This is a genomic window from Streptomyces sp. NPDC002564, assembly GCF_042889645.1.
In the GTDB taxonomy this organism is placed as follows: domain Bacteria; phylum Actinomycetota; class Actinomycetes; order Streptomycetales; family Streptomycetaceae; genus Streptomyces.
This window is the reverse complement of record NZ_JBIARE010000014.1, coordinates 61,226-84,772: the sequence shown is the minus strand read 5'-3', so window position 1 is coordinate 84,772 and position 23,547 is coordinate 61,226. Positions and strand designations below refer to the sequence as shown.

Annotated in this window: 21 protein-coding genes and 1 other RNA gene; 3 read left to right on the top strand and 19 right to left on the bottom strand. The window is 73.0% G+C overall.

Annotated features, from left to right (window positions below; all coding sequences use genetic code 11):
* Positions 1-84: 84 nt before the first annotated feature.
* The 8 genes from ACFYXE_RS34000 to ACFYXE_RS33965 all read right to left on the bottom strand — a co-directional run bounded on the left by ACFYXE_RS34000 (position 85) and on the right by ACFYXE_RS33965 (position 7,700).
* On the bottom strand, positions 85-882 hold the full coding sequence (locus ACFYXE_RS34000; RefSeq protein ID WP_361179684.1) for a zf-HC2 domain-containing protein: 798 nt from the start codon (positions 880-882) through the stop codon (positions 85-87).
* Positions 879-1,460 (bottom strand): sigma-70 family RNA polymerase sigma factor, encoded by a 582-nt coding sequence (locus ACFYXE_RS33995; RefSeq protein WP_389319275.1) that lies wholly within the window; start codon positions 1,458-1,460, stop codon positions 879-881. The genes ACFYXE_RS34000 and ACFYXE_RS33995 overlap by 4 nt, the downstream gene beginning before the upstream one ends.
* Before the next feature lie 146 nt (positions 1,461-1,606).
* Positions 1,607-2,194: a CGNR zinc finger domain-containing protein gene (locus ACFYXE_RS33990; protein WP_389319273.1), complete on the bottom strand. Its 588-nt coding sequence runs from the start codon at positions 2,192-2,194 to the stop codon at positions 1,607-1,609.
* 441 nt (positions 2,195-2,635) lie between these two features.
* A complete protein-coding gene (locus ACFYXE_RS33985) occupies positions 2,636-3,790 on the bottom strand; it encodes a uroporphyrinogen-III synthase (protein ID WP_389319271.1) in 1,155 nt (384 codons plus the stop codon).
* A gap of 151 nt (positions 3,791-3,941) precedes the next feature.
* Positions 3,942-5,282: an MFS transporter gene (locus ACFYXE_RS33980; RefSeq protein WP_389319269.1), complete on the bottom strand. Its 1,341-nt coding sequence runs from the start codon at positions 5,280-5,282 to the stop codon at positions 3,942-3,944.
* Between the two features lie 172 nt (positions 5,283-5,454).
* On the bottom strand, positions 5,455-6,531 hold the full coding sequence (locus tag ACFYXE_RS33975) for a hypothetical protein (RefSeq protein ID WP_389319267.1): 1,077 nt from the start codon (positions 6,529-6,531) through the stop codon (positions 5,455-5,457).
* A 226-nt stretch (positions 6,532-6,757) separates the two neighbouring features.
* Positions 6,758-6,934: a hypothetical protein gene (locus ACFYXE_RS33970; protein ID WP_389319265.1), complete on the bottom strand. Its 177-nt coding sequence runs from the start codon at positions 6,932-6,934 to the stop codon at positions 6,758-6,760.
* Positions 6,935-6,947: 13 nt separating this feature from the next.
* Complete coding sequence (locus ACFYXE_RS33965; RefSeq protein WP_389319263.1) at positions 6,948-7,700, bottom strand: MarR family winged helix-turn-helix transcriptional regulator; 753 nt, start codon at positions 7,698-7,700, stop codon at positions 6,948-6,950.
* Between the two features lie 129 nt (positions 7,701-7,829).
* Here ACFYXE_RS33965 and ACFYXE_RS33960 point away from each other — a divergent pair, with 129 nt between their 5' ends.
* Positions 7,830-8,873 (top strand): EamA family transporter, encoded by a 1,044-nt coding sequence (locus ACFYXE_RS33960; protein WP_389319261.1) that lies wholly within the window; start codon positions 7,830-7,832, stop codon positions 8,871-8,873.
* 48 nt (positions 8,874-8,921) lie between these two features.
* Positions 8,922-9,569, top strand: a complete 648-nt coding sequence (locus ACFYXE_RS33955; protein WP_389319259.1) for an NAD(P)-dependent oxidoreductase — start codon at positions 8,922-8,924, stop codon at positions 9,567-9,569.
* 108 nt (positions 9,570-9,677) lie between these two features.
* Here the strand turns inward: ACFYXE_RS33955 and ACFYXE_RS33950 are convergent, their stop codons facing one another.
* From ACFYXE_RS33950 to ACFYXE_RS33920, 7 genes are all read right to left on the bottom strand, one after another.
* Positions 9,678-10,241: a DUF664 domain-containing protein gene (locus ACFYXE_RS33950; protein ID WP_389319257.1), complete on the bottom strand. Its 564-nt coding sequence runs from the start codon at positions 10,239-10,241 to the stop codon at positions 9,678-9,680.
* Between the two features lie 72 nt (positions 10,242-10,313).
* The gene (locus tag ACFYXE_RS33945) at positions 10,314-11,363 is read right to left on the bottom strand and encodes a hypothetical protein (protein ID WP_389319255.1); all 1,050 of its coding nucleotides are present in this window, start codon (positions 11,361-11,363) and stop codon (positions 10,314-10,316) included.
* Entirely contained in the window at positions 11,360-12,022 is a 663-nt protein-coding gene (locus tag ACFYXE_RS33940) for a hypothetical protein (RefSeq protein ID WP_389319253.1), read from the bottom strand. The genes ACFYXE_RS33945 and ACFYXE_RS33940 overlap by 4 nt, the downstream gene beginning before the upstream one ends.
* Positions 12,023-12,253: 231 nt before the next feature.
* Positions 12,254-13,627: an acyltransferase gene (locus ACFYXE_RS33935; RefSeq protein ID WP_389319251.1), complete on the bottom strand. Its 1,374-nt coding sequence runs from the start codon at positions 13,625-13,627 to the stop codon at positions 12,254-12,256.
* Positions 13,624-15,744, bottom strand: coding sequence for a glycosyltransferase (locus tag ACFYXE_RS33930; protein ID WP_361178942.1), 2,121 nt, complete (start codon positions 15,742-15,744; stop codon positions 13,624-13,626). The genes ACFYXE_RS33935 and ACFYXE_RS33930 overlap by 4 nt, the downstream gene beginning before the upstream one ends.
* Positions 15,745-16,124: 380 nt before the next feature.
* A complete protein-coding gene (locus ACFYXE_RS33925) occupies positions 16,125-16,961 on the bottom strand; it encodes a hypothetical protein (RefSeq protein WP_389319249.1) in 837 nt (278 codons plus the stop codon).
* A gap of 154 nt (positions 16,962-17,115) precedes the next feature.
* Positions 17,116-18,135 (bottom strand): LysR family transcriptional regulator, encoded by a 1,020-nt coding sequence (locus ACFYXE_RS33920; protein ID WP_389319247.1) that lies wholly within the window; start codon positions 18,133-18,135, stop codon positions 17,116-17,118.
* A 275-nt stretch (positions 18,136-18,410) separates the two neighbouring features.
* On the opposite strand from ACFYXE_RS33920, the gene ACFYXE_RS33915 reads away from it, so the two are divergent.
* Positions 18,411-19,706, top strand: coding sequence for an MFS transporter (locus tag ACFYXE_RS33915; protein ID WP_389319245.1), 1,296 nt, complete (start codon positions 18,411-18,413; stop codon positions 19,704-19,706).
* Here the strand turns inward: ACFYXE_RS33915 and dacB are convergent.
* From dacB to ssrA, 4 genes are all read right to left on the bottom strand, one after another.
* The gene (gene dacB, locus ACFYXE_RS33910) at positions 19,627-21,189 is read right to left on the bottom strand and encodes a D-alanyl-D-alanine carboxypeptidase/D-alanyl-D-alanine-endopeptidase (RefSeq protein ID WP_389319386.1); all 1,563 of its coding nucleotides are present in this window, start codon (positions 21,187-21,189) and stop codon (positions 19,627-19,629) included. The two genes, ACFYXE_RS33915 and dacB, sit on opposite strands and share 80 nt — an antisense overlap.
* Before the next feature lie 495 nt (positions 21,190-21,684).
* Positions 21,685-22,575 (bottom strand): collagen-like protein, encoded by an 891-nt coding sequence (locus ACFYXE_RS33905; RefSeq protein WP_389319243.1) that lies wholly within the window; start codon positions 22,573-22,575, stop codon positions 21,685-21,687.
* Positions 22,572-22,844, bottom strand: coding sequence for a hypothetical protein (locus ACFYXE_RS33900; RefSeq protein ID WP_361181110.1), 273 nt, complete (start codon positions 22,842-22,844; stop codon positions 22,572-22,574). Before ACFYXE_RS33900 ends, ACFYXE_RS33905 begins: the two co-directional genes overlap by 4 nt.
* A 290-nt stretch (positions 22,845-23,134) precedes the next feature.
* Positions 23,135-23,504: a transfer-messenger RNA gene (gene ssrA, locus ACFYXE_RS33895) on the bottom strand.
* Positions 23,505-23,547: the final 43 nt, after the last annotated feature.

The following is a 23,547-nucleotide window of genomic DNA, read 5'->3' as shown; positions in this document are numbered from 1 at the left end:
GCCCCTTTCGCACCGTGCTGCTGCCCGTACCGAGCAGCCGTCCACCTTAGGCGAAAGGGGGCCCTCCTGTGCACGTGTCGACGGTTACGCGCCCACCTTGACCAGCCGCTTGCCGTCGAACGTGGTCACCTCGAAGTGGTCGATGTCGTTGCGGTCCATCGCGGCGCCCCCGTGGACGTACAGCGGGCCGCGGGCCCATTTGTTCGGACTGTCCTTGATGCCGTATCCCCACGCGGGCACCGACCAGCTGCTGACGGTCTCCTTCGCGCCGTCCTTGCCGACCGCGATCAGGGAGCACTTGAGCGGGCCCTTGACGTTCTTCAGCTCCAGGACGGTGTGCGTGCCCCAGGCCTTCTCCTCGGTGCCGACCGTGGCGCTGACCCTGGTCCTCGGGTCGGTGGCGCGGGTCTTGCGCTCCATGTGGTGGAAGAAGGCGTCCTCGGCGGGGCTGGTCGGGTGCGGGTCGGCCACCGCGTCGCGGGAGCCGCCGTCGTCGCCGGTGGCGGCGAGGACCACGAGCGGCCCGCCGACGATCAGCACGGCCGCCGCCGCGACCAGGTACAGGCCGCGCCTGCGCCGGCGCTCCCGGGTCACGGACACCTCGTCGACCAGGCGCCGGGCCAGGCCGGGTCCCGGCCGGGCGGCGAGCCGCTCGCCGATCTCGGGAGTGCCGTGGGGCCCGGGGAAGTCGGCGAGCGCGGCGAGCATCGGCTCCACTCCGGAGAACTCCTCCAGCTGGTGCTGGCAGGGCCCGCACCCGGCGAGGTGCTCCTCGAACCGCGTCGCCTCCGCGTCGTCCAGGATCCCGAGGGCGTAGGCGCCGACGGTCTCGTGGAGCTCCTCGTCCCGCCAGGCGCCGTGGTGGCCGTAGGACTCGGTCATGCCGTCACCCCCCGTTCCTCGAGCGCCAGCTTCATCGAGCGCAGCGCGTAGAAGACCCGTGAACGGACCGTCCCGCTGGGTATCCCCAGCGTCTGGGCCGCCTCGTTGACCGTACGCCCCTTGAAGTAGGTCTCGACAAGTACCTCCCGGTGCGCGGGAGTCAGGTCCTCCAGCGCGTCCGAGAGGGTCATCAGCCACAGCGCCTTATCGATCTCGTCCTCCGCGGGGATGACCTCCAGCGGCGACGGATCGACCTCCTGCGGCCGGGCCTGCCGGCTGCGGTGGCCGTCGATGACGATGCGCCGGGCGACCGTCACCAGCCAGGGGCGTACCGAACCGGTGGCCCGGTTGAGCCGACCGGCGTTCTTCCAGGCACGGATGAGCGTTTCCTGCACGACGTCCTCGGCGCGCTGCCGGTCGCCCGCCACCAGGCGCAGCACATAGGCGAGAAGCGGTCCCGCGTGCTCGCGGTAGAGGGCGCGCATCAGTTCCTCGTCCGGGCCCTGGGGTCGGCCGAGGCGATGTCGGTTCGGCTGTGGGCGCTCATCGGCCACGGCGGAATCCTTGCGCACGCGCACCTCCGTTGTCCGCGCTTTGGGCGGGTCTCACGTCGGAGGTACGTAGGCGGGGGCGGGGGCGTTCAACGGGCGGGGCCTTCGGTGCGGTTCGCCCGGCGGGCGGCGACCGCGTACGAGGACTCAAGCCCGGGGGGACCACCCCGGGTTCAGGTCCGCGCGAGGGCGGCCCTCCTGCGGTGCCGGGCCACCCGCTCACGGTTGCCGCAGACCTCGCTGGAGCACCAGCGGCGGCGCCTGCCGCGGGACGTGTCGAGGTACACGATGGGGCAGTTGTCGCCCTCGCACTGGCGCAGCAGCGCGCGGGCGGCGGGATCGGTGAGCAGGTCGACGGCGTCCCGGGCGACGGCGGCGAGCAGGGCCGGGCAGCCGGGTTCGCCGCGCAGGACACGGACGAGGGTGCCGTCGGGGGCGCGTACGGCGTACGGGGCGGGGGGTGCGGGTGCGGCCAGCGCGTTGATCCGGTCCAGGGCGGGCCCGACCGGGCGCCCCTCGATCTCGCCGCGCACCAACTGGGCCACCAGACCGCGCAGTTCCCGGAACGCCCCGAGCCACTGCGGGCCCGCGCCGGGCAGTTTCGCACCCGCCGGGACGAGGCCCGCGCCCACGATCCAGGCGCGCAGTCTCGGCACGGAGTCGAGTCGTTCCACGGGATGGTTCGTGGCCACGAGGTCCAGGCAGCCGCGCCCGGAGTCGAATCGCAGCTCGTACGGAGCCGGGTCCGTGCCCAACGCCATGCGTCTGTCACCGCCTTGGGGGTCACCGGTGAGTGAATGCCGTCGCCTACCCCCTACAGTGCCTGTCCCCGGGCAGGTCCGGAACCCAGCGCACCAGGTTGCCCCCGGATGCCGCCCGATAGCCCCGGGACAGCCCCGGGATAGCCCCGCAAAACGCGACATGGGCCTGTGCGGGTCGGGGGGTGGGGTGGGGGGTGCCGGATCCCCGGCGGAGCCAGGGGCGCGGGGAACTGCGCGACCAGCCCCATCGGCCCCGCACCCAAGAACAAGACCCGGAGCCCCCTACAGGGGCGCGGGGAACTGCGCGAGCAACCCAGACAGGCCCGCACCCGAGAACGACACCGAAGCCCCCCTCCCAGGGGCGCGGGGAACTGCGCGAACACCCCCACCGACCCGCACCCGAACCCGCACCAGAACCCCGCCCCCTCCCCCTCCCCCCCCTCAACTCACATACTTGGACCCCACCGCGGGGTCGACGGCAAGCCGATACCCCCGCTTGACCACCGTCTGAATCAGCTTGGGCGCCCCCAGGGCCCCCCGCAGACGAGCCACCGCCGACTCCACCGCATGCTCATCGCTCCCCGCCCCCGGCAACGCCCGCAACAGTTCGGCACGGGCCACGACCCACCCGGGCCGGCGCGCGAGCGCCAAGAGCAGCGCCATCCCCGCGGGCGGCACGGCCCGCAGCTCCTCGTCGACCAGCACCGCATGCCCACGGATCTCCACACGCCGCCCGGCCAGCGTCAACACCCGCGTACGGGCGGGAAGTTCCTTGCACAGCAACTGCACCAGCGGCCCGAGCCGGAACCGCTCGGGCCGCACCGTGTCCACGCCGAGGGACTGCAACGGCAGCGCGGTGACCGGCCCCACGCAGGCGGACAGCACATCGTGCCGCAGCACGGCGAGCAGCTCGGCGGTCATGCCGCGCTCCTCCGCCCGGGCGAGCAGCGACGCGGCGGCGGGCGCGCTGGTGAACGTCAGCGCGTCGACACCCCCACCGACGGTGGCGTCCAGGAGCCGGTCCACGGGCGTGAGGTCCTCCGGCGGCAACCACCGGTACACCGGCACCTTGACCACCTCGGCACCCCCGGCACGCAGCGCCTCGACGAAGCCGGGCAGCGGCTCCCCGTGCAGCTGGAGGGCGACGCGCCGCCCCTCGACGCCCTCGCCGAGCAGCCGGTCGAGGACCTCGGCCATGGACTCGGAGGACGGTGACCACTCCTCGGTGAGCCCGGCGGCCCGCACCGCGCCCTTGACCTTCGGCCCGCGGGCGAGCAGTTCGACCCCGCGCAGGCAGCGGAGCAGCGCCTCGCCGTGGCCCCAGCCGTCGGCGGCCTCGATCCAGCCGCGGAACCCGATGGCGGTGGTGGCGACGACGACGTCGGGCGCGTGGGCGATCAACTCCTTCGTGGCGTCCAGGAGTTCACTGTCGTCGGCGAGCGGCACGATACGCAGCGCGGGCGCGTGCAGCACGGTGGCGCCGCGCCGCTGGAGCAGCGCGCCGAGCTCGTCGGCACGGCGGGCCGCGGTGACGCCGACGGTGAATCCGGCGAGGGGCCCGTGCGCGGTCGGGTCGTTCGTGGCAGTGGCGTGCATGGTCCGGTCCCGTCTCGTCCCGCTCGTGGTCCGTGGCTCGTGGTCCGTGGTTCGTGGCGGCGGACGACCGAGCCTGTCAACGGCGCGTGACGGGCCCGGTTCGTGGCGATGTCCGCCGTGTTACGTCCCGCCTCCCGCGTCGCGCCCCGGCTCACACCTCGGCGTAGCCGAGCTGCGGGTTCCGCTCCGGGCCGGCCGCGGGGGCGGTCCGTTCGGCCGTCCTGCGACGGTATACGGCCCAGGTGACGGCCGCGCACACCCCGTAGAAGGCGAGGAAGGCGACGTAGGCCCCGGTTCCGGTGCCCGCGGTCCGGAAGGACTGGCGCAGCGCGAGGTTGATGCCGAGGCCGCCGAGCCCGCCGACCGCGCCGATCAGTCCCATCGCGGCGCCGGACAGCCGCCGCCCCCGGACCGCGGCGGCCTCCCCCACGAGCCCGCCGGCCTCGGCCTTCGCCTGGAAGATGCCGGGGATCATCTTGTACGTCGAGCCGTTGCCGAGCCCGGTGAGCACGAACAGCGCCACGAACGCGCCGACGAACAGCGCGAGCGACTCCCGTACGGACGCCACCACGACGACCCCGGTCGCCGCGCCCATCCCGAGGAAGTTCCACAGCGTGATGCGCGCCCCGCCGAACCGGTCGGCGAGCCGCCCGCCGACCGGCCTGACCAGCGAGCCGAGCAGCGGTCCGACGAAGGTGAGCTGCGCGGCCTCCAGGGGGGTGCGCCCGAACTGCGTCTGCAGGACGAGGCCGAAGGCGAACCCGTACCCGATGAACGACCCGAACGTCCCCACGTACAGGAGCGACATGATCCACGTGTGCGGGTCCCGCGCGGCGGCCCGCACGGCGCCGGTGTCGTTGCGGACGGAGGAGATGCTGTCCATGTGGCGGTAGGCGCAGACGGCGGAGAGCAGGATGAGCGGGATGTAGATCCCGAGGACCACGCGCGGTCCGCCGCCCGCCCCGATCACGGCGAGCCCGACGAGCTGGACGACGGGGACCCCGATGTTGCCGCCCCCGGCGTTGAGGCCGAGCGCCCAGCCCTTCTTTCGCAGCGGGAAGAAGGAGTTGATGTTGGTCATGCTGGAGGCGAAGTTGCCGCCGCCGATGCCGGTGAGCAGCGCACATGCCATGAACGTGCCGTACGACGTCCCCGGCTCCATGACGGCGAAGGCGGCGATGGTGGGGAGCAGCAGCAGCGAGGCGGCGATCACGGTCCAGGCGCGGCCCCCGAAGCGGGCGACGGCGAAGGTGTACGGGACGCGCACGACGGCGCCGACCAGGGTGGCCATCGACACCAGGAAGAACTTCCCGGCGGCGTCGATGCCGTACTCGGGCCCCATGAACAGCACCATCACCGACCACAGGCTCCACACGGAGAACCCGATGTGCTCGGACAGCACGGAGAACACCAGATTCCGCCGCGCGACCCGCTCCCCGCCCTCCTCCTTCCAGAACCTCTCGTCCTCCGGCTCCCACCGCTCGATCCACATGCCAGGCCTCCAGGAGTAGTCCCCGGGCACCACCACCCGGCCCCCCGAAACTAGGCACCCCGCATTTCGCCCCCGTGCCCCCCGGGATGACCTGTGGGGAACGTTGCTCTCACGAAGGAGGGGGTGGGGTGGTGAGGGGCGGCGCGTGCACCTGGCGGCCGTGTCCGCCCGGCTAGGCCGGCACGGTCTGGACTCCCGCGCCGGAGAGCGCCCGGACGATCTCCTCCGCCCCCGCCGTACGGACCTCGATGGACTCACCGGAGCGCAGGAGCAGATCCAGTGCCGGGTCGAGCCAGGCCACCGGGGAGGCCGTACGGACCGCGCCGGCCAGGTCCGTGAACGGAACGTCGAGCGAGCTGCCGTCCGCGCCCCGCAGGTGCACTGCTCCCCCGCCGATCGCCAGCGCCCCGGCACGAGGAGGGGCACAGTCCCAGGCGGCGGCCCCGTGTTCGTCTCCCCGGCCGGAGGGTGCGCCGAGGCCGTACCGGACGGGGTGCACGGCGGTCCCGGGCGGGAAGGAGTCCGCCAGGGCACGTGCCGCCTCGGCAAGCCGAGCCCGCTCCCTGCGCCGCCGGAGGGCGACCGCGGGAATCCCGAACACCGCCACGGCCAGGGCGAGGAGTCCCACCACGCCGATTCCCAGCACGTGCTCCGGCCGGATGGCGACGAAGACCACCGCGACGATGACGACGGGCGCGAGCAGGGCGACGTACGCCAGCGAGGGACGGAGGCCGGTGCGCTGGGCCTCGGCTGCTCCCGACAGGCGACTCCGGTACTGGATCCGCCTGCGCTCGCGCGCCCGGGCCGTGTTCTCCCGCGCGGCCCAGCTGTGCCGCAGCGCGTACTTGCGTACGGTCGCCCAGGCGAAGCATCCGGCCACCACGGGCCCGGGCACCAGGGCGAGCGCATCGGCGTCGTCGGCGTCGGTCAGGGCGAGGACGGCCAGCAGGAACGCCAGAGCGAGAACCACCGCGGCGTTGCCGAACCGGGCGTGCGGGGTCTGCGTTCCGTACCCGGTCACAGGCGCGGATTCGGGGCCCCGGTCGACACCGGCCCACTGCCGCATCAGCTCGGCACGCCGCAGCCCTCGCGCACGCGACGAGCGCAGGACGAGCAGCGCGGGGAGCGCGAGGACCACGGCCAGGAGCCCCGCGCCGACCGCCGATACGGCGACGTCGGTCGAGTCCCCGCCGTCCTCCGTCGCCGCACCGACCACGAGAACCGGCGCCAGCAGGGCGACAAGGGTCACGACCGCCGAACACAACAGGAACACGGCGCCACGCCGCCGCGACAGGTCCTCCCGCACGAGCACTCCGAGCGCCTCTGTCTGCGCCCGCAACAGAGCGGCCCGATCGGACCGCTCCCCGACGGGGCCGGGCGGCCCGGGAAGCGGATCCGCCCGGAACCTCGAACTTCGCGACCGTGAGATGGAGTTGGTGCTATTCGTCATATCCGTTCCTCTGTCGTCCGAGTGGTCACCCGGAGGCCGGCGACACGGTGGGGGCGAAGACGGAATTGCCGGCGATGATCGCAACCAGAGCGGCGAGTTCGCGCACCTGATGCGGATCGAGGCAGGTCCCGATGACCAACAGGCCCTTGCCGCCCTCGGGCGAGCAGGCCAGCGCACCCGCAAGCCCGGTCCACGCGCGCAATCGCAAGCGTCCATCAGCCCAGATGCGTGTCTCCCAGGGACACCAGCAGGCGGCGGAGGGTCGCGTCGAGGGTGGCGCGGTCTTCCGGGGTGAGGGACGACAGCATGTGTTCCTCGTTCGCGATGTGGTCGGCGATCGCGCGGTCGGCCAGGTCGCGGCCCGCGTCGGTGAGGCGGACGCGGATGGCGCGGCGGTCGGTGGGGTCCGGGTTGCGTTCGATCAGGCCCTTGCGTTCCAGCTTGTCGAGGCGGTTGGTGATGGCGCCCGAGGTCACCATGGCGGTCTTCAGGAGGCCGCCCGCGGTGAGTTCGTGCGGGGCGCCGACGCGGCGCAGGGTGGCGAGGACGTCGAACTCCGCGAACTCCAGGCCGTACTCGACGAAGACCCGTTTCATGCCCTTGCTCAGCAGGTGGTCGGCGCGCTTGATGCGGCCGACCAGGGCCATCGCGTCGAGCCGGGCGGGGTCGAGGTCCGGGCGCTCGCGGCGCCACTGGGCGCGGAGTTCGTCGATGGCGTCCGCGGCGGGGGCCTCGGCTCCGGCGGTGGCGTCCGCGGTGGCGGAAGGGCCGGCTTCGTCGAGGGCGTCCGTGGTGGCGGAAGGGCCGGCTTCGTCGGTGGCGTTCGTGCGGGAAGGCACGGCTCCGTCAAGGGCATCCATGGCGGGAGGCTCCTCGCCGGGCGGTCGCTCCCCCGGCTTCCGCACCGGTCGGCCCTGCTCCTGCTCCCGCTCCTGCTGCGTCCGCTGCGTCCGCTGTCGATCGGCCATGTCTCCGCTCCTCCTGCACCGGCGCCAGATCTCTCAACGTTCAGATACTTGACGTTCGTAGATCGGGGGTCCATATTTATCTCAACGTTGAGAATAACAGCGTTCAGGGGAACAGCGAGGGGAAGCGACATGTCCATCACCGACACCATCCGCGGCACCGCCACACGCGGCACCGCGCACCGTCCGGGCACCACTGGCACCACTCGCACCACTCGCACCACTCGCACCACCGACGCCACAGAGGCCCGCCCGGCCGCCGCCTCCCCCGCCGCGACCCCGCCCCCGGCCTCCCGCACCTCCGCCAAGGCCGCCGCCGGCATCGCCGCCCTCGCCGCCATCGGCCCGGCCACCTGGGGCACCACCTACGTCACGACCACCGAACTCCTGCCCCCGGACCGCCCGTTGCTCGCCGCCGCCCTGCGCGCGCTGCCCGCCGGACTCATCCTGCTCGCCCTCACCCGGCGCCTGCCGCGCGGCGACTGGTGGTGGAAGGCCGCCGTGCTCGGCGTGCTGAACTTCGGGGCCTTCTTCCCCCTCCTCTTCTTCGGCGCCTACCGCCTGCCCGGCGGCGTCGCCTCGACGATCAGCGCGGTCATGCCGCTGCTCGTCGCCGGATTCGGCATCGGCGTACTGAAGGTGCGGCCCACCCGCCGCACGTTGGTCGCCGGTCTCGTCGGCGTCGTCGGCGTCGCCCTGCTGGTCCTGCGCGGCAGCGCCGCCGTCGACCTCACCGGGATCGTCGCCATGCTCGCGGCGACGACCCTGATGGCGCTCGCGGTGGTGCTCAGCAAGCGGTGGGGGCGCCCCGAAGGCGTCTCGCTGCTCGCCCTCACCGGCTGGCAACTCACCGCGGGCGGCGTCGTCCTGGCCCCCGTCGCCCTCACCGCGGAGGGCCTGCCGGACCACTTCACCGGCGCCAACGTCGCCGGGTACGCCTACCTCGGCATCATCGGCACGGCCCTCGCGTACGCCCTGTGGTTCCGCGGCATCGAGCGCCTGCCCGCCTCCTCCGTGTCCTTCCTCGGCCTGACCAACCCGGTCGTCGCCACGCTGGCCGGCCTGCTGCTCCTGGGCCAGACCCTCACCGTCTGGCAGGTCGGCGGACTGGTCCTGGTCCTGGCGAGCGTGCTGCTCGGCCAGCTGGGCAGCCGCCGCGCACCGCGAAAGGCGTAGCGCCTCCCCCACTCCACCCACTCCACCCACTCCAAGGAGTCAGTCGCCATGCGCATCACCGTCTTCGGAGCAGCCGGAAACTCGGGCAGCCGCGTCGTCACCGAGGCCCTCTCCCGGGGCCACGAAGTCACCGCCGTCGTGCGCGACGCGGCCCGCTTCACCGAGCTCCACCCGGACGCCGCCCACCGCACCGGCGACGCGGCGGACCCGGACCACGTCGCGGAGTTGAGCGCGGGCCAGGACCTCGTGGTCAACGCGACCAGACCCGCCCCCGGCCGCGAGCAGGACCACCCCGCCGTCTCCCGGGCCCTCCTGGGCGGCCTCGCCCGGACCGACGGCGTACGCCTGATCGTCATCGGCGGTGCGGGCAGCCTCACCGTCCCCGGCACGGAGGGCGTCCTGGCCATCGACGACCCGCGGTACGTCCCCGCGGCCTGGCGGCACATCGCCGAGGCGTCCAACGCCCAGTACGAGGTGCTCCGTACGACGGACACCACCGTGCCCTGGACCTACCTGAGCCCGGCGGCGCTCTTCGAACCGGGCGTGCGCACGGGCGAGTTCCGCCTGGCGAAGGACGAACTCCTCGTCGCCCCCGACGGCAGCTCCGCCATCTCGATGGAGGACCTGGCGGTGGCGCTCCTGGACGAGGCGGAGAACCCGCGGCACCACAGGGCGCGCTTCACCGTCGGCTACTGAGGACGCGCGCCGGGCCCGCCCGCCCAGAGGCGCCACGAGACCCAGGAGGCCCGGGAGGTCACCACGCCTCCCGGGCCTTCGTCGCCGCCGTCACTACCATCGCCGCCGTCACTGCCCCACGCGCCCGTCGACGCACTCGCGCAACAGATCGGCGTGCCCGCAGTGCCGCGCGTACTCCTCGATCCTGTGCACCAGCAGCTCCCGCACGGAGCTGCCGTGCTTTCCCAGGCGCTCGCCCAGATCGGCGTGTTCAGCGAGCACGGCGTCGGTCGCGGCCTGCTCGCGCGTGAGATCCGCGTACGCGGCGTCGACCTGGGCCGGGTCGGCGGCGGCGTCGAGGAAGTCCGCGTCCTTCACCCCGTACAGCCTGGGCAGTTCCTCCTCGACGATCCAGTTCCGCCAGTCCCGTTCCGCCTCGGCGAGATGGCGGAGCAGCCCGAGCAACGACATCGTCGACGGCGGCACCGACCGCCGCGCGAGCTGCGCCGCGTCCAGCCCCTCGCACTTCATGCGCAACGTCAGCCGGTACCCGGTGAGGAAGTCCGCCAACGTGGCGAGCTCACCGTCCGGGCTGGCCTCGTTGCCACGCGGATCGTCGTCGGGGTCGACCCACATGTCGGAGTAGACGGTCGCCTCGGTCCATCGCACGGGTCGCTCACTCATGAACGCCATCCTGAGCGGCGACGGGCCCGGACCGCCAGCGGATTAACCCATCGCCCCGCGGCCCCGACCCCGCTTACGCGCCTACCGGTTGACCGACTGCACTTCCCGTACCGTCACGTCCTGGCCCGCGCCGAACTCGCCCGGCGGGAGCGTGCCGCCCTCGCCGCTCGTGCTCGTCCAGGTCACCTTCCAGGTCACGGTCGCCCGGAGTTCGTACGGGCCGTCCTCGGACGAGCGCAGGTACCGCACCCCGCAGGGCGGATCCGTGTCCCCCGGGGTGCCCTTGGCGCGCGGTTCGCCGATGCGGCCGTTCACGATCGGGCACTCGCCGGAGCCCGGGAACGTCTCGGCGTCGCCCGTGCCCGGGTCGAGGCGCAGGGAGACCGGCTCGGCGGTCGTCGTCGCGGACAGGCCCGTCCCCGGCAGCGTCGCGGTCACCGCGATCTTCTTGAACTTGGCCCTGTCCAGCCACACCCAGGTCGGCAGGTTGACCTTCGTCTCCCCCTCGGGCGCCCTCTTGATCTCGGTCCCGGGGACCGGGAGCTGGCCGTACGCGTACTCCGCGAGGATCTTGGGCGTGACCGCCAGCTTCTCCTTCGGCGGAACGCCGTCCTTCACCCAGAAGGGCAGCCGCGTGCACGCCTTCGCGCCCGGCTCGTCCTTGCGGTCCTCGTCGACGGCCGCCGCCCAGAACTGCCCCTCGCCCTGCTTGTCGAGGTTGTAGTCCTTGTAGGGCTTGCCCTCCTTGAAGTAAGAGTCGAACACCCCGCCCACGAAGTCCCCGATCCCGAAGACCTTCATCTTGCGGATCGCCTTGACCGTCGCCTCGATCTGCTTCGGGGTGTACGCGGGCTCGTACCAGCAGGCCGGCGGGTCCCAGTTGCTGTTGGCCGGGGTGAGCGTGCCGGTCTTCGCGGAACCGGGGCTGCCCTGGACGGTGGTCTGGATCTTCGTCTTGATGCCGAGGTTGCGGCCTTCGCGGGTGGCTTCGGAGGACTGTTGTCCGTTGCCGATGTCTCCGCTGCCGCCCGTGTCGCCGCCGCCGGCGTACGCGGTGGCGGGAATCAGCGCCACCGCCGCGGCGAGAACAGGAGCGGACCAGCGGACAGAAGGCTGCGCCCGTACGCTCACGAGACGCACTTCTTGGATCCCGTCGTCGACGTGACCGAGTCCGTCTGCCAGACGCCCTTGTCGTTCTTCGTCACGCGCGTGTTGACGAAGGCGTAGTCGCTCGCGGAACCCTCGATCGACCGGTCGACCTTGCCGGTCTTCAAATCCTTGGGATACGTCTTGGTGCCGTCCTTGCAGTACGTCACCGCGGCGACGCCGTCCTTGAGCAACGTGACCTGACGGTCGTAGTACCGGATGGTCCCGACGAAGCTCCTGTCCTTCTCCTGGAACCCCTGGATGTACTCCGCCGACGAGATCAGCGCGTCGCCCGCCGCGTAGTACTTCAGCGCCGGGTGGTCCTTCGCCTCGACCGTCACGGCCTCGATCAGGGAGTCGACCCAGCGCTCGTTGTCGGCGAGGATCGCGTCCTTCTTCGCGTCGCCGGTCTTGCCGCCCTCGAAGACGTTGTCCACGCCCTTCGGCAGCCTGATCTCCGGTCGGTCGATGCCGTCGTCCGGTGACTTCGGGGAGGGTGACTCTCTCTTCTTGTCGCCGGAGTCCGCGCCCGCGATCTTGTCGTTGTCCTGGGACTCCCCCTCATCGCTCCCGCACGCGGAGAGCGACAGGACCGCCGCGACAGTCATGGCGGCCGCGGCGACGAGGGTGGGACGGCGATTCACGGTCAGCTCCTGGTGGGACGAGGGTTCTCCGGAGTGAACCAAGCTATCCGTGAGGCATCCGGCATGCCACCGGCGGGCCCACCCGCCCGCAGGGCATATCGGGCCATAGCAGCCCCTGTTGGGCGCCGTCGCCCCGAAATCGTCGCGCACCGCCACGAGCCGCTCACCGGACGGCTCCGGTCCCCCGCCGCCTTCACCGTTGAATACGCAAACAAACCGTCGGCGCCCCGCTCAGGAACGCAGCCTCCGGCGGCCCCGCGCGCCCGTCCCTGAACCCTGCCGCGACGACCCCGCCCCGTTCGGCCACAGCCGCGGCCTCCGCTTCGCCGCCAGGTCCTCGACCCAGCCCACCGCCAGCACCATCAGCCCTATCAACGGCCAGACCAGGAGCGTCATCCACAGCATGTACGTGGTGTCCAGGGCCGAGCTCCAGCGCGCGTCCTCCATGAACGGCAGGTCGTACGCCTGGTCGATGATCGGGACCGTCGCCATGATCAGGAAGTTGTGCCAGAGGTAGATCGTGACGGCCCTGTTGTTGGAGAGCGTCACCAGCTTGTCCCACCGCGCGAGCCTGCCGGGCAACTCCTGCCACGAGGGCGCGTACTGGAGGAGGATGACCACGAAGCCGAAGGACCAGGCGGCCTGCGCGAGAGGGATGTCGTTCAGGTCCCAGCCGTCGGGGCCCAGGTGACCCGAGGCCCACCACAGGCCGAACGCCATGATCAGCGCGGAGCCCGACACCGCCAGATAGCGCGGCACCTGCGCGAGCAGGCCGTCCTGGTGGGCGAAGCCAAGGACCCAGCAGCTGCCGTACACCGCGAAGTCCGAGATCGTGTTGCCCGTCTCGCCGGGGATCGTGACGAGGCCCGTGCCGACCACCGCGGTCAGCGCGAGCGGCGCGAACAGGGTCGCCCACGGCACCCTGCGGAACGCCCACAGCAGCAGCGGCGAGGCGATCACGAACCACAGGTACGCGCGGATGTACCAGAGCGGGCCCGCCGCCTGGGCCGGCCAGGTCTCCTCCAGGAGGCCCGCCTTGTCGCCCAGTTCCCACGGGAAGGGCGGCGCCCCCACCGGGAAGACGTAGTTGGCCATCGACACCAGACCCCACGTGCCCTCGTGGTCGGGGTCCTCGGAGATGTTCCAGCCGCCCGCGAAGAGCAGGCACAGGGCCACCGCGCCGAACACCCACATGGGCGGCAGGAGTCGGCGGATACGCCCCCTGATCACACCCCACGCCGGGCGCTTCAGCGAGCGTGCCATCAGCGAGCCCGCGAGCGCGAACATCACGCCCATGGAGGGGAACAGGATCGTCAGCCAGGCCCAGCCGAACAGGTGGTAGACCACGACACGGACGAGCGCGAGGGAGCGGAGCAGGTCCAGATAGCGGTCGCGGCCGCCGGACGGCTTCCGGGCGGCGGGCGGCGCCGCCGGGCCTGCGCCGGGGACGGCGTCCACGGGTGGCGCTCCCGCGGGAAACACCCCGACTGGAGGCGCGCCCATGGGAGAAGGCCCCACGGGAGGCGCTCCCACGGGATACGCGCCGGGGGGCGTACCCGGCGCCCCCGCCGCCTGCGGAACACCGGGGACATAACCGTGACTCATGCGACGGGCCTCCGCTCGTGGCTGCCCGTCCGCTGTCGCGGAATCGCACCGGGCGCCTCCACCACTCCCGTCCGCCGGAGCTTCTGCCAGCGCAGCCGGCCTCCGGTGAGAGCGGTGATCCAGGACTGCAGCAGCACGACGTACATCAGCTGCCGGTAGAGGATCTGCTGGAGGGGCAGCGAGATCAGATGGGTCATGCGTTCGCGGTCCAGCCGGAAGGCGTACGCGGCGCAGACGCCCTGCACGGCGAGCACGCCGAGCCAGGCGGCGACGGTCTTCTGGGTGGGGCCGAAGACCAGGCCGTACAGCAGGAACACGTCGATGAGCGGCGCGAGCAGCGGGGCCAGGACCATGAACAGCGACACCAGCGGAAGGCCGACCCGGCCGAAGCGGCCGGAGGGGCCCGACTCGACGACCGCGCGGCGGTGCTTCCAGATCGCCTGCATCGTGCCGTACGACCAGCGGTAGCGCTGCGACCAGAGCTGCTGGACGGACTCGGGCGCCTCGGTCCAGGCGCGCGCGTTCTCCGCGTACACGACCCGCCAGCCGTCCCGGTGCAGGGCCATGGTGATGTCGGTGTCCTCGGCGAGCGTGTCGTCGCTCATGCCGCCGACCCGCTCCAGGGCGGAGCGCCGGAACGCGCCGACCGCGCCCGGGATCGTCGGCATGCAGCGCAGCATGTCGTACATCCGGCGGTCCAGGTTGAAGCCCATCACGTACTCGATGTGCTGCCAGGCGCCGATGAGCGAATCCCGGTTGCCCACCTTCGCGTTGCCCGCGACGGCGCCGACGCGCGGGTCGCCGAAGGGCTGCACGAGCTCGCGGACGGTGGACGCCTCGAAGACGGTGTCGCCGTCCATCATCACGATGAGGTCGTGCCGGGCGTTGGCTATGCCCCGGTTGAGCGCGGCGGGCTTGCCCGCGTTCTGCTGGCGCACCACGCGGACGCCCGGCAGGCGCAGGCCCTCGACGATGAGCGCCGTGCCGTCCGACGAGCCGTCGTCGATGACGACGACCTCGATGGGGTGGTCGCTCGCCATCAGGGAACGGACCGTCGCCTCGATGCACTTGGCCTCGTTGTACGCCGGTACGAGGACGGAGACCGGTTCCGTGATCGGCTGCCCCCAGCTGAAGCCGCGTCTGCGCACCCGGCGCGCGTGCACCGCCGACAGGAGCAGCATCAGGCCGAAGCGGGTGAAGACGAGCACGCCGATGACGGCGAGCGCCACGACGAGGCCGTCGGTGATGTGCTCGGAGGCGCCGACGAGGAAGACCCAGGCCCTGCCCTTCCACAGCTCGACGCCGGTCACCTCGGTGTGGGCGCTGGGGGCGTCCAGTGCCTCGGTGAGGTTGCCGAAGGTGTAGCCCTGCTTCTGCAGCCCGGGCAGGAAGCGGTCGAGCGCGGCGACGGTCTGGGAGCGGTCGCCGCCGGAGTCGTGCATGAGGACGATGGCGCCCGCGCCGCCCTTGGGCGTGGCCCGCCGGATGATCTCGTCGACACCGGGGCGCTTCCAGTCCTCGCTGTCGGTGTTGTTGACGACGGTGAGGTAGCCGCGGCTGCCGACGGCCTTCGTCACGGGGTACGACTTGTCGTCCATCGCGTCGGCGAACGAGGAGTACGGCGGGCGGAAGAGCGAGGTGCGGATGCCGGCCGCGCCCGCGAGGGCGAGCTGGTTCTGCGAGAGCTCCCAGTCGATGCGGCTCGCCGACTGGTAGGACAGGTCGGGGTGGTTGAAGGTGTGCAGGCCGACCTCGTGGCCCTCGTCGACCATGCGCCGGACCAGGTCGGGGTAGCGCGAGGCCATGGTGCCGGTGACGAAGAAGACGCCGTGGGCGTGGTGCTCCTTGAGGACGTCGAGGACCTGGGGCGTCCACTTCGGGTCCGGTCCGTCGTCGAAGGTGAGCACGAGCCGGTGGTCGGGCACGCTGAGCGTGGTCTCGCGGCCGCCCCGGGTGTCGATGACGGGGCCGCCCTCCAGGATCTTCTCCGGCACGTGGTCGGTGGGGGCGGGGGGCCGGACGCGGTGGTCGGCCATGATCTCACTGTGCACGTAGCCGCGCAGCATCAGCATCGCGAGCAGCGCGACGAGGAGCAGCGAGGGCAGCAGATAGCGCATGGGCAGCCGCCTGCGCCGCGCGGGCCCGGACACCTTGCGCCGCCGCCCGCCGCGACGGTTCCGGGCGCGGGGGGCCGGGGGCGGAGGGGGCTGGGGGTGGATGCTCCGGGGAGGGCCGTACGGCGCGGGGCCCTGCGGATACGCGCCCTGCGGAGCGCCCTGTGCATACCCGCCCTGCGGATACGCGCCCTGCGCAGGTCCGGGCTGTGGAGGCGCGGCCTGCGGAGGTCCGCCCTGCACAGGTCCGGGCTGCGCAGGTCCGGGCTGCGGAGGTCCGGGCTGGGCGGGGATGCCGTTGCGCGGGGGGACGCCCTGCGCGGGGCCGTTCTGGGCGTGACTGTCCCGGGGGCGGTCGGACCGGCCCCGGGTGGTGCGGGAGTTCATCGCTGTGCGTCCTCCGAGGACGTCTTGGTGCCCGGGAAGGACGCCGTGGTGCCGGAGAAGGACCTCTTGGCCCCCGACGACCGCACGGTGTCGGAGGAGGGCCGCTCGGCGGAGGGTGTGTAGCCGACGGGGACCTCGGCGCCCCCGGCCCCGGCTCCCGTGCCGCCGTCGGTGGCGGGGTCGGGAGGGTTGCTGGAGGGGTCGGCGGGCGGGTCGGTCGGCGTGGTGGGTTCGGCGCCGGGCCCGGCCGTGCCGCCGGCCGGGTCCGGGCGGGGGCCGGCGTCGTCGTCCGCGGGGTCGGGACGCGGCTTCGACTTGCCGCCGCCCGCGCTGCCGGTGTCGGTGTCGGTGTCGGGCGCGGTGTCCTCGCGGTCGTCGTCGACCGCGCCGCGGGAGGGGTCGGGAGCGTCGCCGCCGGCCCCGGGGGTGGCGCCGGCGTCGTCCGTCGCGTCCGGGGACGCGGAGGCGTCGGTCGTGACGGACGGGTCGGTGGGGGCCGCGGGGCGGTTGGGGGTGTCCACCTTGCTGGCCGGCCGGTCGTCCTTGGGGCCCGGCATGGGCAGCCAGGGCGCGCTGGAGTTGCCCGAGAACAGGGTGCCGACGATGACCATCGCGTAGACCGCGCAGGCTATGCCGACGAGGGCCCCGACCCGGCGGTACATCCGGCCGCGGCGGCCCGTCTCGTCGACGAAGACCGGTCCGTCGGCCGGGCCCTGCTGGCCGGGCGCGGCGGAGAGGTCCGCCAACTGCCGCCCCAGGCCGTCGATCTGAACGGTGACCTCGTTCGGATCATGGGTATGTCCCGGTAGGGCATCTTCTCGCCAGGTTTCCATGCGTACGCACAACCCCCACATCACTGACTCGGGTGCGCGCACGATCCCGAACGCCCGCCGTCCGGACCGGGCCCCCACCCTGTCCGAGCGCCCCCTATCACACTGAACTCGGGCCATGAATGTAGCGCACCGGAGTGGCGGGCGTGGTTCTCCGTCAGTTCTGACTCATCATGATGAGTGCATCTGCGGCAGGAACCCATCCGTGGGGCGGGCGCTCCAGCCATCCTTCGGCGGCAGCACACTCCGCGGCCGCCGCGCGCAAAGCGGTAACGCCCGGGTGAATCAGGCCTTTTCGCCACACCAGGGACACCGGGGAGAGCGGTACGGGGTCGATCAGCGGGCGCAGCTCGGCTCCCGGCATGGCCGGAAAGTCCACGACCGCCAGGACCGGATGTCGATGCTTGGCCATGAGGCGTTCGAACTCCTCGGGGCCGACGGCGAGGGGCGCGGGTGGCGCGATCTCGATGCCGCGTCCCTCGAAGAGATGACGGGCGAGGTCGGTCCACTCCCGCGTCCGGGGGTTTCCGGCGCCCGCGTAGACGGCCTCGCCCGCGAGGGCGTCGAGCGGCACCGCGTCGAGCTCCGCCAGCGGGTGGCCGGCCGGCAGCAGGACCGCCATCGGCTCGTAGCGCACGGGCTGCTGGGCGAGGCCGGCCCGCAGAGCGGGGTCGAGCCCCGCGAACCGGCCGAAGGAGACGTCCAGCCGGCCGGCGGCGATCTCCGCGGCCGCGTGCGTGAGGCCGCTCTCGAAGCGGGCCATCAGCTCGCAGTCCGGGGCGAGTTCGCGGGCGCGTTCCAGGATGCGCCCGAAGACCAGGCCGGGGCTGTTCAGGTCGACGAGCAGCGGCCTGGCCGCGCCCGCGGCGGCGGCGACCAGGTCGTCCTGGGCCGCGAGGACGCGCCGCGCGTACGGCAGCAGCCGCTCGCCGTCGGCGGTCGGCGCGACCTGCCGGGTGGACCGTACGAAGAGCTCGGTGCCCAACTCCCTTTCGAGCCGCCGGACATCACGGCTCAGCGCCTGCTGAGCGACGTAGAGGCGGGCAGCCGCGCGAGTGAAGTGCAACTCCTCGGCGACGGCGACGAAGGCACGCAGAAGACGGGGGTCGACGTCGCGACGCGTCGGGGGGTTCACGGGGGCGACGGGCTCGGCGCGGGCTGCGGATTCGGCGGGCATCGCAGGAAACTACCGCCCACCCCCGCCTCCGCCCCACCCTCCACGGACATCCACACCCGCAGCCGCAGCCCGCAGGCCGCAGCCCGCTGCCGCACACACGTCCACGCCCGCACACGCCCCCGCACCCACGCCCGCACCCCGCACCCACTACCGCCACCACACCAGCCCCGCACCCACTACCGCCCCCGCCCCCACCCCCACCCACATCCAAACCGCGTGAATCCGCCTCCAACAGGTGTTGGACCCCGCCGCGCACCCCCGGCCAGGGTGACCTCATGTCCAGTGACACGCGCGCCGGTTCGTCCCGTCGTCCGCCCCGCAATCCCTACGCCCGCCTCTTCGCGATACCCGGCGCCGCCGCCTTCACCGTCGGCAACCTCGTCGCCCGCCTGCCCATGGGCATGTTCGGCGTGAGCGCCGTCATCATGATCTCGGGGGCCCGCGGCTCGTACGCCCTGGCCGGTGCCGTCACCGCGACCGGCCTCGCGGCGACCGCCGTCGTCGCGCCCTGGACGGCGCGGCTCGTCGACCGGCACGGGCAGGCCCGCGTCGCCGTCCCCGCCACTCTCGTCGCCGCGCTCGGCTCGCTCGCGCTGCTGCTGTGCGTGCGCCTCGGCGCCCCCGACTGGACGCTCTTCGCCGCGTACGCCGCGACGGCGACCACCCCGAACACCGGGGGCATGTCGCGGGCCCGCTGGGCGCACCTCCTCCGGGGCGACGAGCGGGCCGTGCACACGGCCAACTCCTTCGAACAGGCCGCCGACGAACTCTGCTTCATGCTCGGCCCGGTGCTCGCCGCATTCCTCTGCGGCACGTTCTTCCCGCAGGCGGGCACCCTGGTCGGCGTGGTGCTGCTGGTGACCGGTGTCCTCCTCTTCGCCGCGCAGCGCGGCACGGAGCCGCCGCCGCAGAAGCGTGCGGGCCACCGCGCGGACGACGGGAGGGGCGGCGGCGCGTCACTGCTCCGCGTGCGGGGAGTGACCCCGCTGCTGGCCGCCTTCCTCGCGACGGGCGCCGTCTTCGGCTCCCTGGAAGTCGTCACGATCGCCTACGCGGACGACCGGGGGCACAAGGCGGCCGCGGGCGTGATCCTCGCCCTCCAGGCCGCGGGTTCCTGCGCGGCGGGCCTCGTCCACGGGGCGGTCCGGCCGCGCGGGCCGCTGGACCGCCGGTACCTGCTGTGCGCCGCCGCGATGGCGGCCCTGATGACCCTGCCGCTGCTCGCGGTCGTCGCCACGGGCTCGCTCGTCGCGCTCTCCGGTGCCCTCCTGGTCGCCGGGATGGCGACGGCGCCGACGATGATCACCGGCATGACGCTGGTGCAGCACCGTACCCCCGAGGGGCGGCTGAACGAGGGCATGACCCTCGCCGTGACCGGCATCCTCGGGGGCATCGCGTGCGGCGCCGCGGGCGGCGGCTGGGCGGTGGAGCGCCTGGGCACCGCCTGGGGTTACGGCGTGCCGGTCGCCGCCGCCTGCGGCGCGCTGCTGCTCAGCACCGCGCAGGCTTGCGCCACGAGCACTCCAGGTCGCCGCCGTCCGTCCCGGCCGCGCGCGTCGCACGCGGGGTGACGAGGACGGCCTCGTCCTTCGTCGAGGAGGCGAGCGTGACGACGATCGCGTCCTCCAGCGCCTTCACCGAGGAGGGCAGGTAGTTGTTGAGGATGATGCTGAAGACGAGTTCGCGCCCGCCCTTGTCCTTGACGTAACCGGACAGCGCCGACGCCCCGGTCAACGACCCCGTCTTCGCGCGGACGTTGAGGGCCGCCGGGGTCCCGCACATCCGGGTGCGCAGTGTGCCGCCGGTGAACTTGTCCGGCGCGCAGGCCACCGGCAGCGACGCGTACCAGTCGGCGAACCACGGCTCGCCCTTCGCCGAGCGCAGCAGCTCGATGTACTGGCCGGGCGGCACGTTGTCCTTGCGCGAGAGCCCGGAGCCGTCGACCTGGCGGATCGTGCCGGGGTCGACGCCCGCGGTCTTGAGGTAGCCGCCGATCGCGGCGAGGCCGTCGCCCCAATTCCCGGGCCTGCCGGTCGCCTTGTACCCCATGGCCTTGGTGAGGCTCTCGGCGTGCATGTTGTTGGAGAGCTTCATGAACGGGACCATCAGGTCCTTGAGCGGCATCGAGTCGTGCGCGGCGAGGCGCCGGGCGCCCTTGGGCGTGCTCACCCCGGCGCGGGTCGCTCCGCCCACCCGTACACCGTGCGCGGCCAGCGCGTCCCGGAAGACGGCGGCGGCGTACCGGGTGGGCTCCCAGACCGTGACCCATTCCTTGGTGGTGTCGCCGCCGACGGGGACCGTGCCGCTGACGGTGATGGTGTTCTTCCCGTGCTGCCGCTCCACGGCGACGGTGTCCGCGCCGCCCGCGGCGACGGTGCTCGCGCGCAGGTCGATGTGCACGTAGTCGGTCTTCGGGGTCACCTTGACGCGCGGCTTGGCCCCGGCCCGCGCCCCCGGTTCGACCTCGACGATGACGGTCCCGGTGTCGTAGTCGGTGTCGGGTGCGACGCTCAGGGCACTGATCTGCGCGGCGTAGTACGAGGACTCGTCGTCGCCGCCCCAGGTGTCGCCGATGCGCCGGTCGTCGAAGCGGGTGTCGTCGGCGACGAGGCGCCCGGCGACCCGGCGGATGCCCGAGTCGGCGACCTTCGCGGCCAGTCGGTCGTAGTCCTTGGCGAGCGTCGTGGGGTCGCCGGTGCCGCGCAGGTACAGGTCGCCGCGGAGCACGGAGCCGCGCCGGGGGGCGTCGGTGCGGACGTCGGTGGTGAAGCGGTGGTCGGGGCCGAGGAGTTCCATGGCGGCGGCCGAGGTGAGCAGTTTGGTGTTGGAGGCGGGCATCAGGCGCCCGGTGGCGCCGCGCTGGTAGAGGACGTCGCCGGACGCGGCGTCGGCGACGACGACGCCGGCCGTGCCGCCCTCCATGCGCGGGTCGCCGAGGATCGTGTCGATGGCCTCGGGCAGCCCCGACCGGTCGCCGTCCGCGCCGGCCGGGGCGCCCGCGGAGAGTCCGGCCGCCGCGACGGCGAGTACGGCGGGCCAGATCCAGCGGCGCATGCGGGGGGCGACGCGTGGTGCGGGCCGCCCGGGCCTCGTAGCTCTCACGGGTCTACTCATGGGCCAGGAGCATCCCTGACGGGACGCCCCCACGACAGCCCCCACACCGGCCACGTCGCTCCCCGGACCGCATCCACCGATCCGCCCCGGCCGCCTCGACGCGATCGCACCCCCGTGTGCGCGGGGACCGGCAGGTCTTCTCGCGGTCGTACGGGACGTCGTCGGGACCAACCCCGCACCCGCGGGGACCACCTGGCCCCGGATCACGCCGCCGCCCAGGCCCTGGGACCACCCACGCATGCGCGGCGCGGGGACCACCTGGCCCCGGATCACGCCGCCGCCCAGGCCCTGGGACCACCCCCGCACGCACGGGGACCGCACGGCCGTCGACACGGTCCGCGGGCCGGGCGAGAAGGGACCGCCCACCGCCCACCACCCCCCGCTCACCGCTCACCGCTCACCGCCGGGCCGGGCCGCCTGCGCGCGGCGGGCCAGTCACCCGCCCGGCCCGCGGCACACCGACGCGGCCTCTTCATCCGCGGGCCGCCGCAGGCCGTGAGCGGCGCAGCAGGAAGGAGCCGCCGGGACGGGCTCCCCCTGCGACGTCCGCCGCCTCCCCCGCCACCGCCGCCCGGCCAGCGCCGCCAGCAGGGTCAGCGCCTGCGCCGGCTGCGAGGGGCCGCCGCCCGCTCTGCGGCACACCAGCGCGTCCGGGTCGTCCGCGGGCTGCTGAAGGCTGTAGCCGTCCGGGCAGGAGGGGCCCGCTCCGCCGGGGTCGCCCTTGGGGCCCCGCTCGCCGGGCGGGCCCGCGGGGCCCACCGGGCCCACGGGTCCGGGAGGACCGCCGGGTCCCACCGCGCCGTCCGCGCCCGCCTGGCCGTCCGCGCCCGGCGCGCCCGGCGGGCCCGTGGGGCCGACCGCCCCGGCCTGGCCCTCCGGTCCGCTCGGGCCGTCCTCGCCCGCCGCGCCCGTGGGGCCGGGCTTCCCGGACTCGCCCGGTTCGCCGGGCACACCGCGCGCGCCCGGCAGGCCGCCGGCGCCCGGGGCGCCCTTCTCGCCCGGCTTGCCGTCCGCGCCGCGCGAACCGGGTGCTCCGGCGGGCGCACGGACCCGGCCGCCGAGGTCGGGGACGGCGTCGGCGGGGTCGGGCGCCGCGGGGGTGTCGCCGTGCGCCTTCACCTGCGCGCGCAGGGTGCGCACGTCCCGGGCCAGGGTGGACACCGCGTCGCCGCGCCGCCCCGCCTCTGCCTCGAAGCGGTCGGCCCTGCGGTCCCCGGCGTCGATCCGGGCCCACAGGATGACCGCGACACCGCAGAGCGCGACCAGGACGCAGCCGACGAACACGCTGCGCCAGCGGCGGGCCAGGAGTCGCTCGAGCTGGATCACGGCGTGCCTCCGAGCCGTTGGTTGTCGATGAGCAGCCGGGCGATCTCGCTCTGGTCATGCACGTGCAGGGCGTTCAACTCGGCCAATTTCGCATCGCGTTCGGCGACCTGCCGCTCCAGCCTGTCCCGCTCTATCTGAAGCTTCTCGGTCAGGTTCGAGAAACCCGTCAGCGCGTTCTCACCGCGTTTTCCGAGGTGCGCCACCACGGCCGCGCCCAGCGCGCCCAGACAGGCGAGAACGGAGCCGAAGAGAGTGACGGTGGCATCCAAAGCGACTGCCTCCTGCTTTTGCGTGCTCAGCGCGGGCGCTGTGCCGCCCTGCTGCGAACCTCCACTCACCCGCAGTAACGAGTCACACGTCCGGAGGATGTGCCTCCGCGCGTATTTTTCGGTACAACGCCCGCTTTGTGCAGGAGAGTTGCCAGGAGGTGCGAACACGCTGCGCCACAACGGCCGGGGCGGACACGGCCAACGGGCGGGGCGGACACGGCCAACGGGCGGGGCGGACACGACGAAAGCCCCCCGGCCGAGGGCCGGAGGGCTTTCGCCTCACATGGGAATTGTGGAGATGGCGGGAATCGAACCCGCGTCCAACGGTGCGGAACCAGGGCTTCTCCGTGTGCAGTTCGCTGCGATTTTCTCGGCCCCGGCAATCTCGCGAACAAGTCGCCGACGGGCCCAGTCACTGTTTGATTTCCTCCTAGGTCCCGTGACCGGGCCTAGAAGTTTAGTTCCCTAGCTGATGCCAGGATCCGGGTCGGGAACAGCCCCGGGCTGACACTTCGCAAGTCGCTACTTAGGCAGCGAGGGCGAAGGAATCGCGCTTGGTATCGGCGATTATTTTTTGCGACATATGGTTAACGAGATCATTGCCGCTTCCTCGACACGCTTCCCCTGCTTCGACATCCGCTGTCGAAACCGATCATCCCCATGTTGATTTTTCAAGACGGATCTTTCGATCCGGGTCGCCCCG

Coding starts and splice junctions, on each gene's coding strand:
- ACFYXE_RS34000 (WP_361179684.1), bottom strand. CDS start 882: ATGACCGAGTCCTACGGCCACCACGGCGCCTGGCGGGACGAGGAGCTC.
- ACFYXE_RS33990 (WP_389319273.1), bottom strand. CDS start 2,194: ATGGCGTTGGGCACGGACCCGGCTCCGTACGAGCTGCGATTCGACTCC.
- ACFYXE_RS33985 (WP_389319271.1), bottom strand. CDS start 3,790: ATGCACGCCACTGCCACGAACGACCCGACCGCGCACGGGCCCCTCGCC.
- ACFYXE_RS33980 (WP_389319269.1), bottom strand. CDS start 5,282: ATGTGGATCGAGCGGTGGGAGCCGGAGGACGAGAGGTTCTGGAAGGAG.
- ACFYXE_RS33965 (WP_389319263.1), bottom strand. CDS start 7,700: ATGGCCGATCGACAGCGGACGCAGCGGACGCAGCAGGAGCGGGAGCAG.
- ACFYXE_RS33960 (WP_389319261.1), top strand. CDS start 7,830: ATGTCCATCACCGACACCATCCGCGGCACCGCCACACGCGGCACCGCG.
- ACFYXE_RS33955 (WP_389319259.1), top strand. CDS start 8,922: ATGCGCATCACCGTCTTCGGAGCAGCCGGAAACTCGGGCAGCCGCGTC.
- ACFYXE_RS33950 (WP_389319257.1), bottom strand. CDS start 10,241: ATGGCGTTCATGAGTGAGCGACCCGTGCGATGGACCGAGGCGACCGTC.
- ACFYXE_RS33935 (WP_389319251.1), bottom strand. CDS start 13,627: ATGAGTCACGGTTATGTCCCCGGTGTTCCGCAGGCGGCGGGGGCGCCG.
- ACFYXE_RS33930 (WP_361178942.1), bottom strand. CDS start 15,744: ATGCGCTATCTGCTGCCCTCGCTGCTCCTCGTCGCGCTGCTCGCGATG.
- ACFYXE_RS33925 (WP_389319249.1), bottom strand. CDS start 16,961: ATGGAAACCTGGCGAGAAGATGCCCTACCGGGACATACCCATGATCCG.
- ACFYXE_RS33920 (WP_389319247.1), bottom strand. CDS start 18,135: ATGCCCGCCGAATCCGCAGCCCGCGCCGAGCCCGTCGCCCCCGTGAAC.
- ACFYXE_RS33915 (WP_389319245.1), top strand. CDS start 18,411: ATGTCCAGTGACACGCGCGCCGGTTCGTCCCGTCGTCCGCCCCGCAAT.
- dacB (WP_389319386.1), bottom strand. CDS start 21,189: ATGCGCCGCTGGATCTGGCCCGCCGTACTCGCCGTCGCGGCGGCCGGA.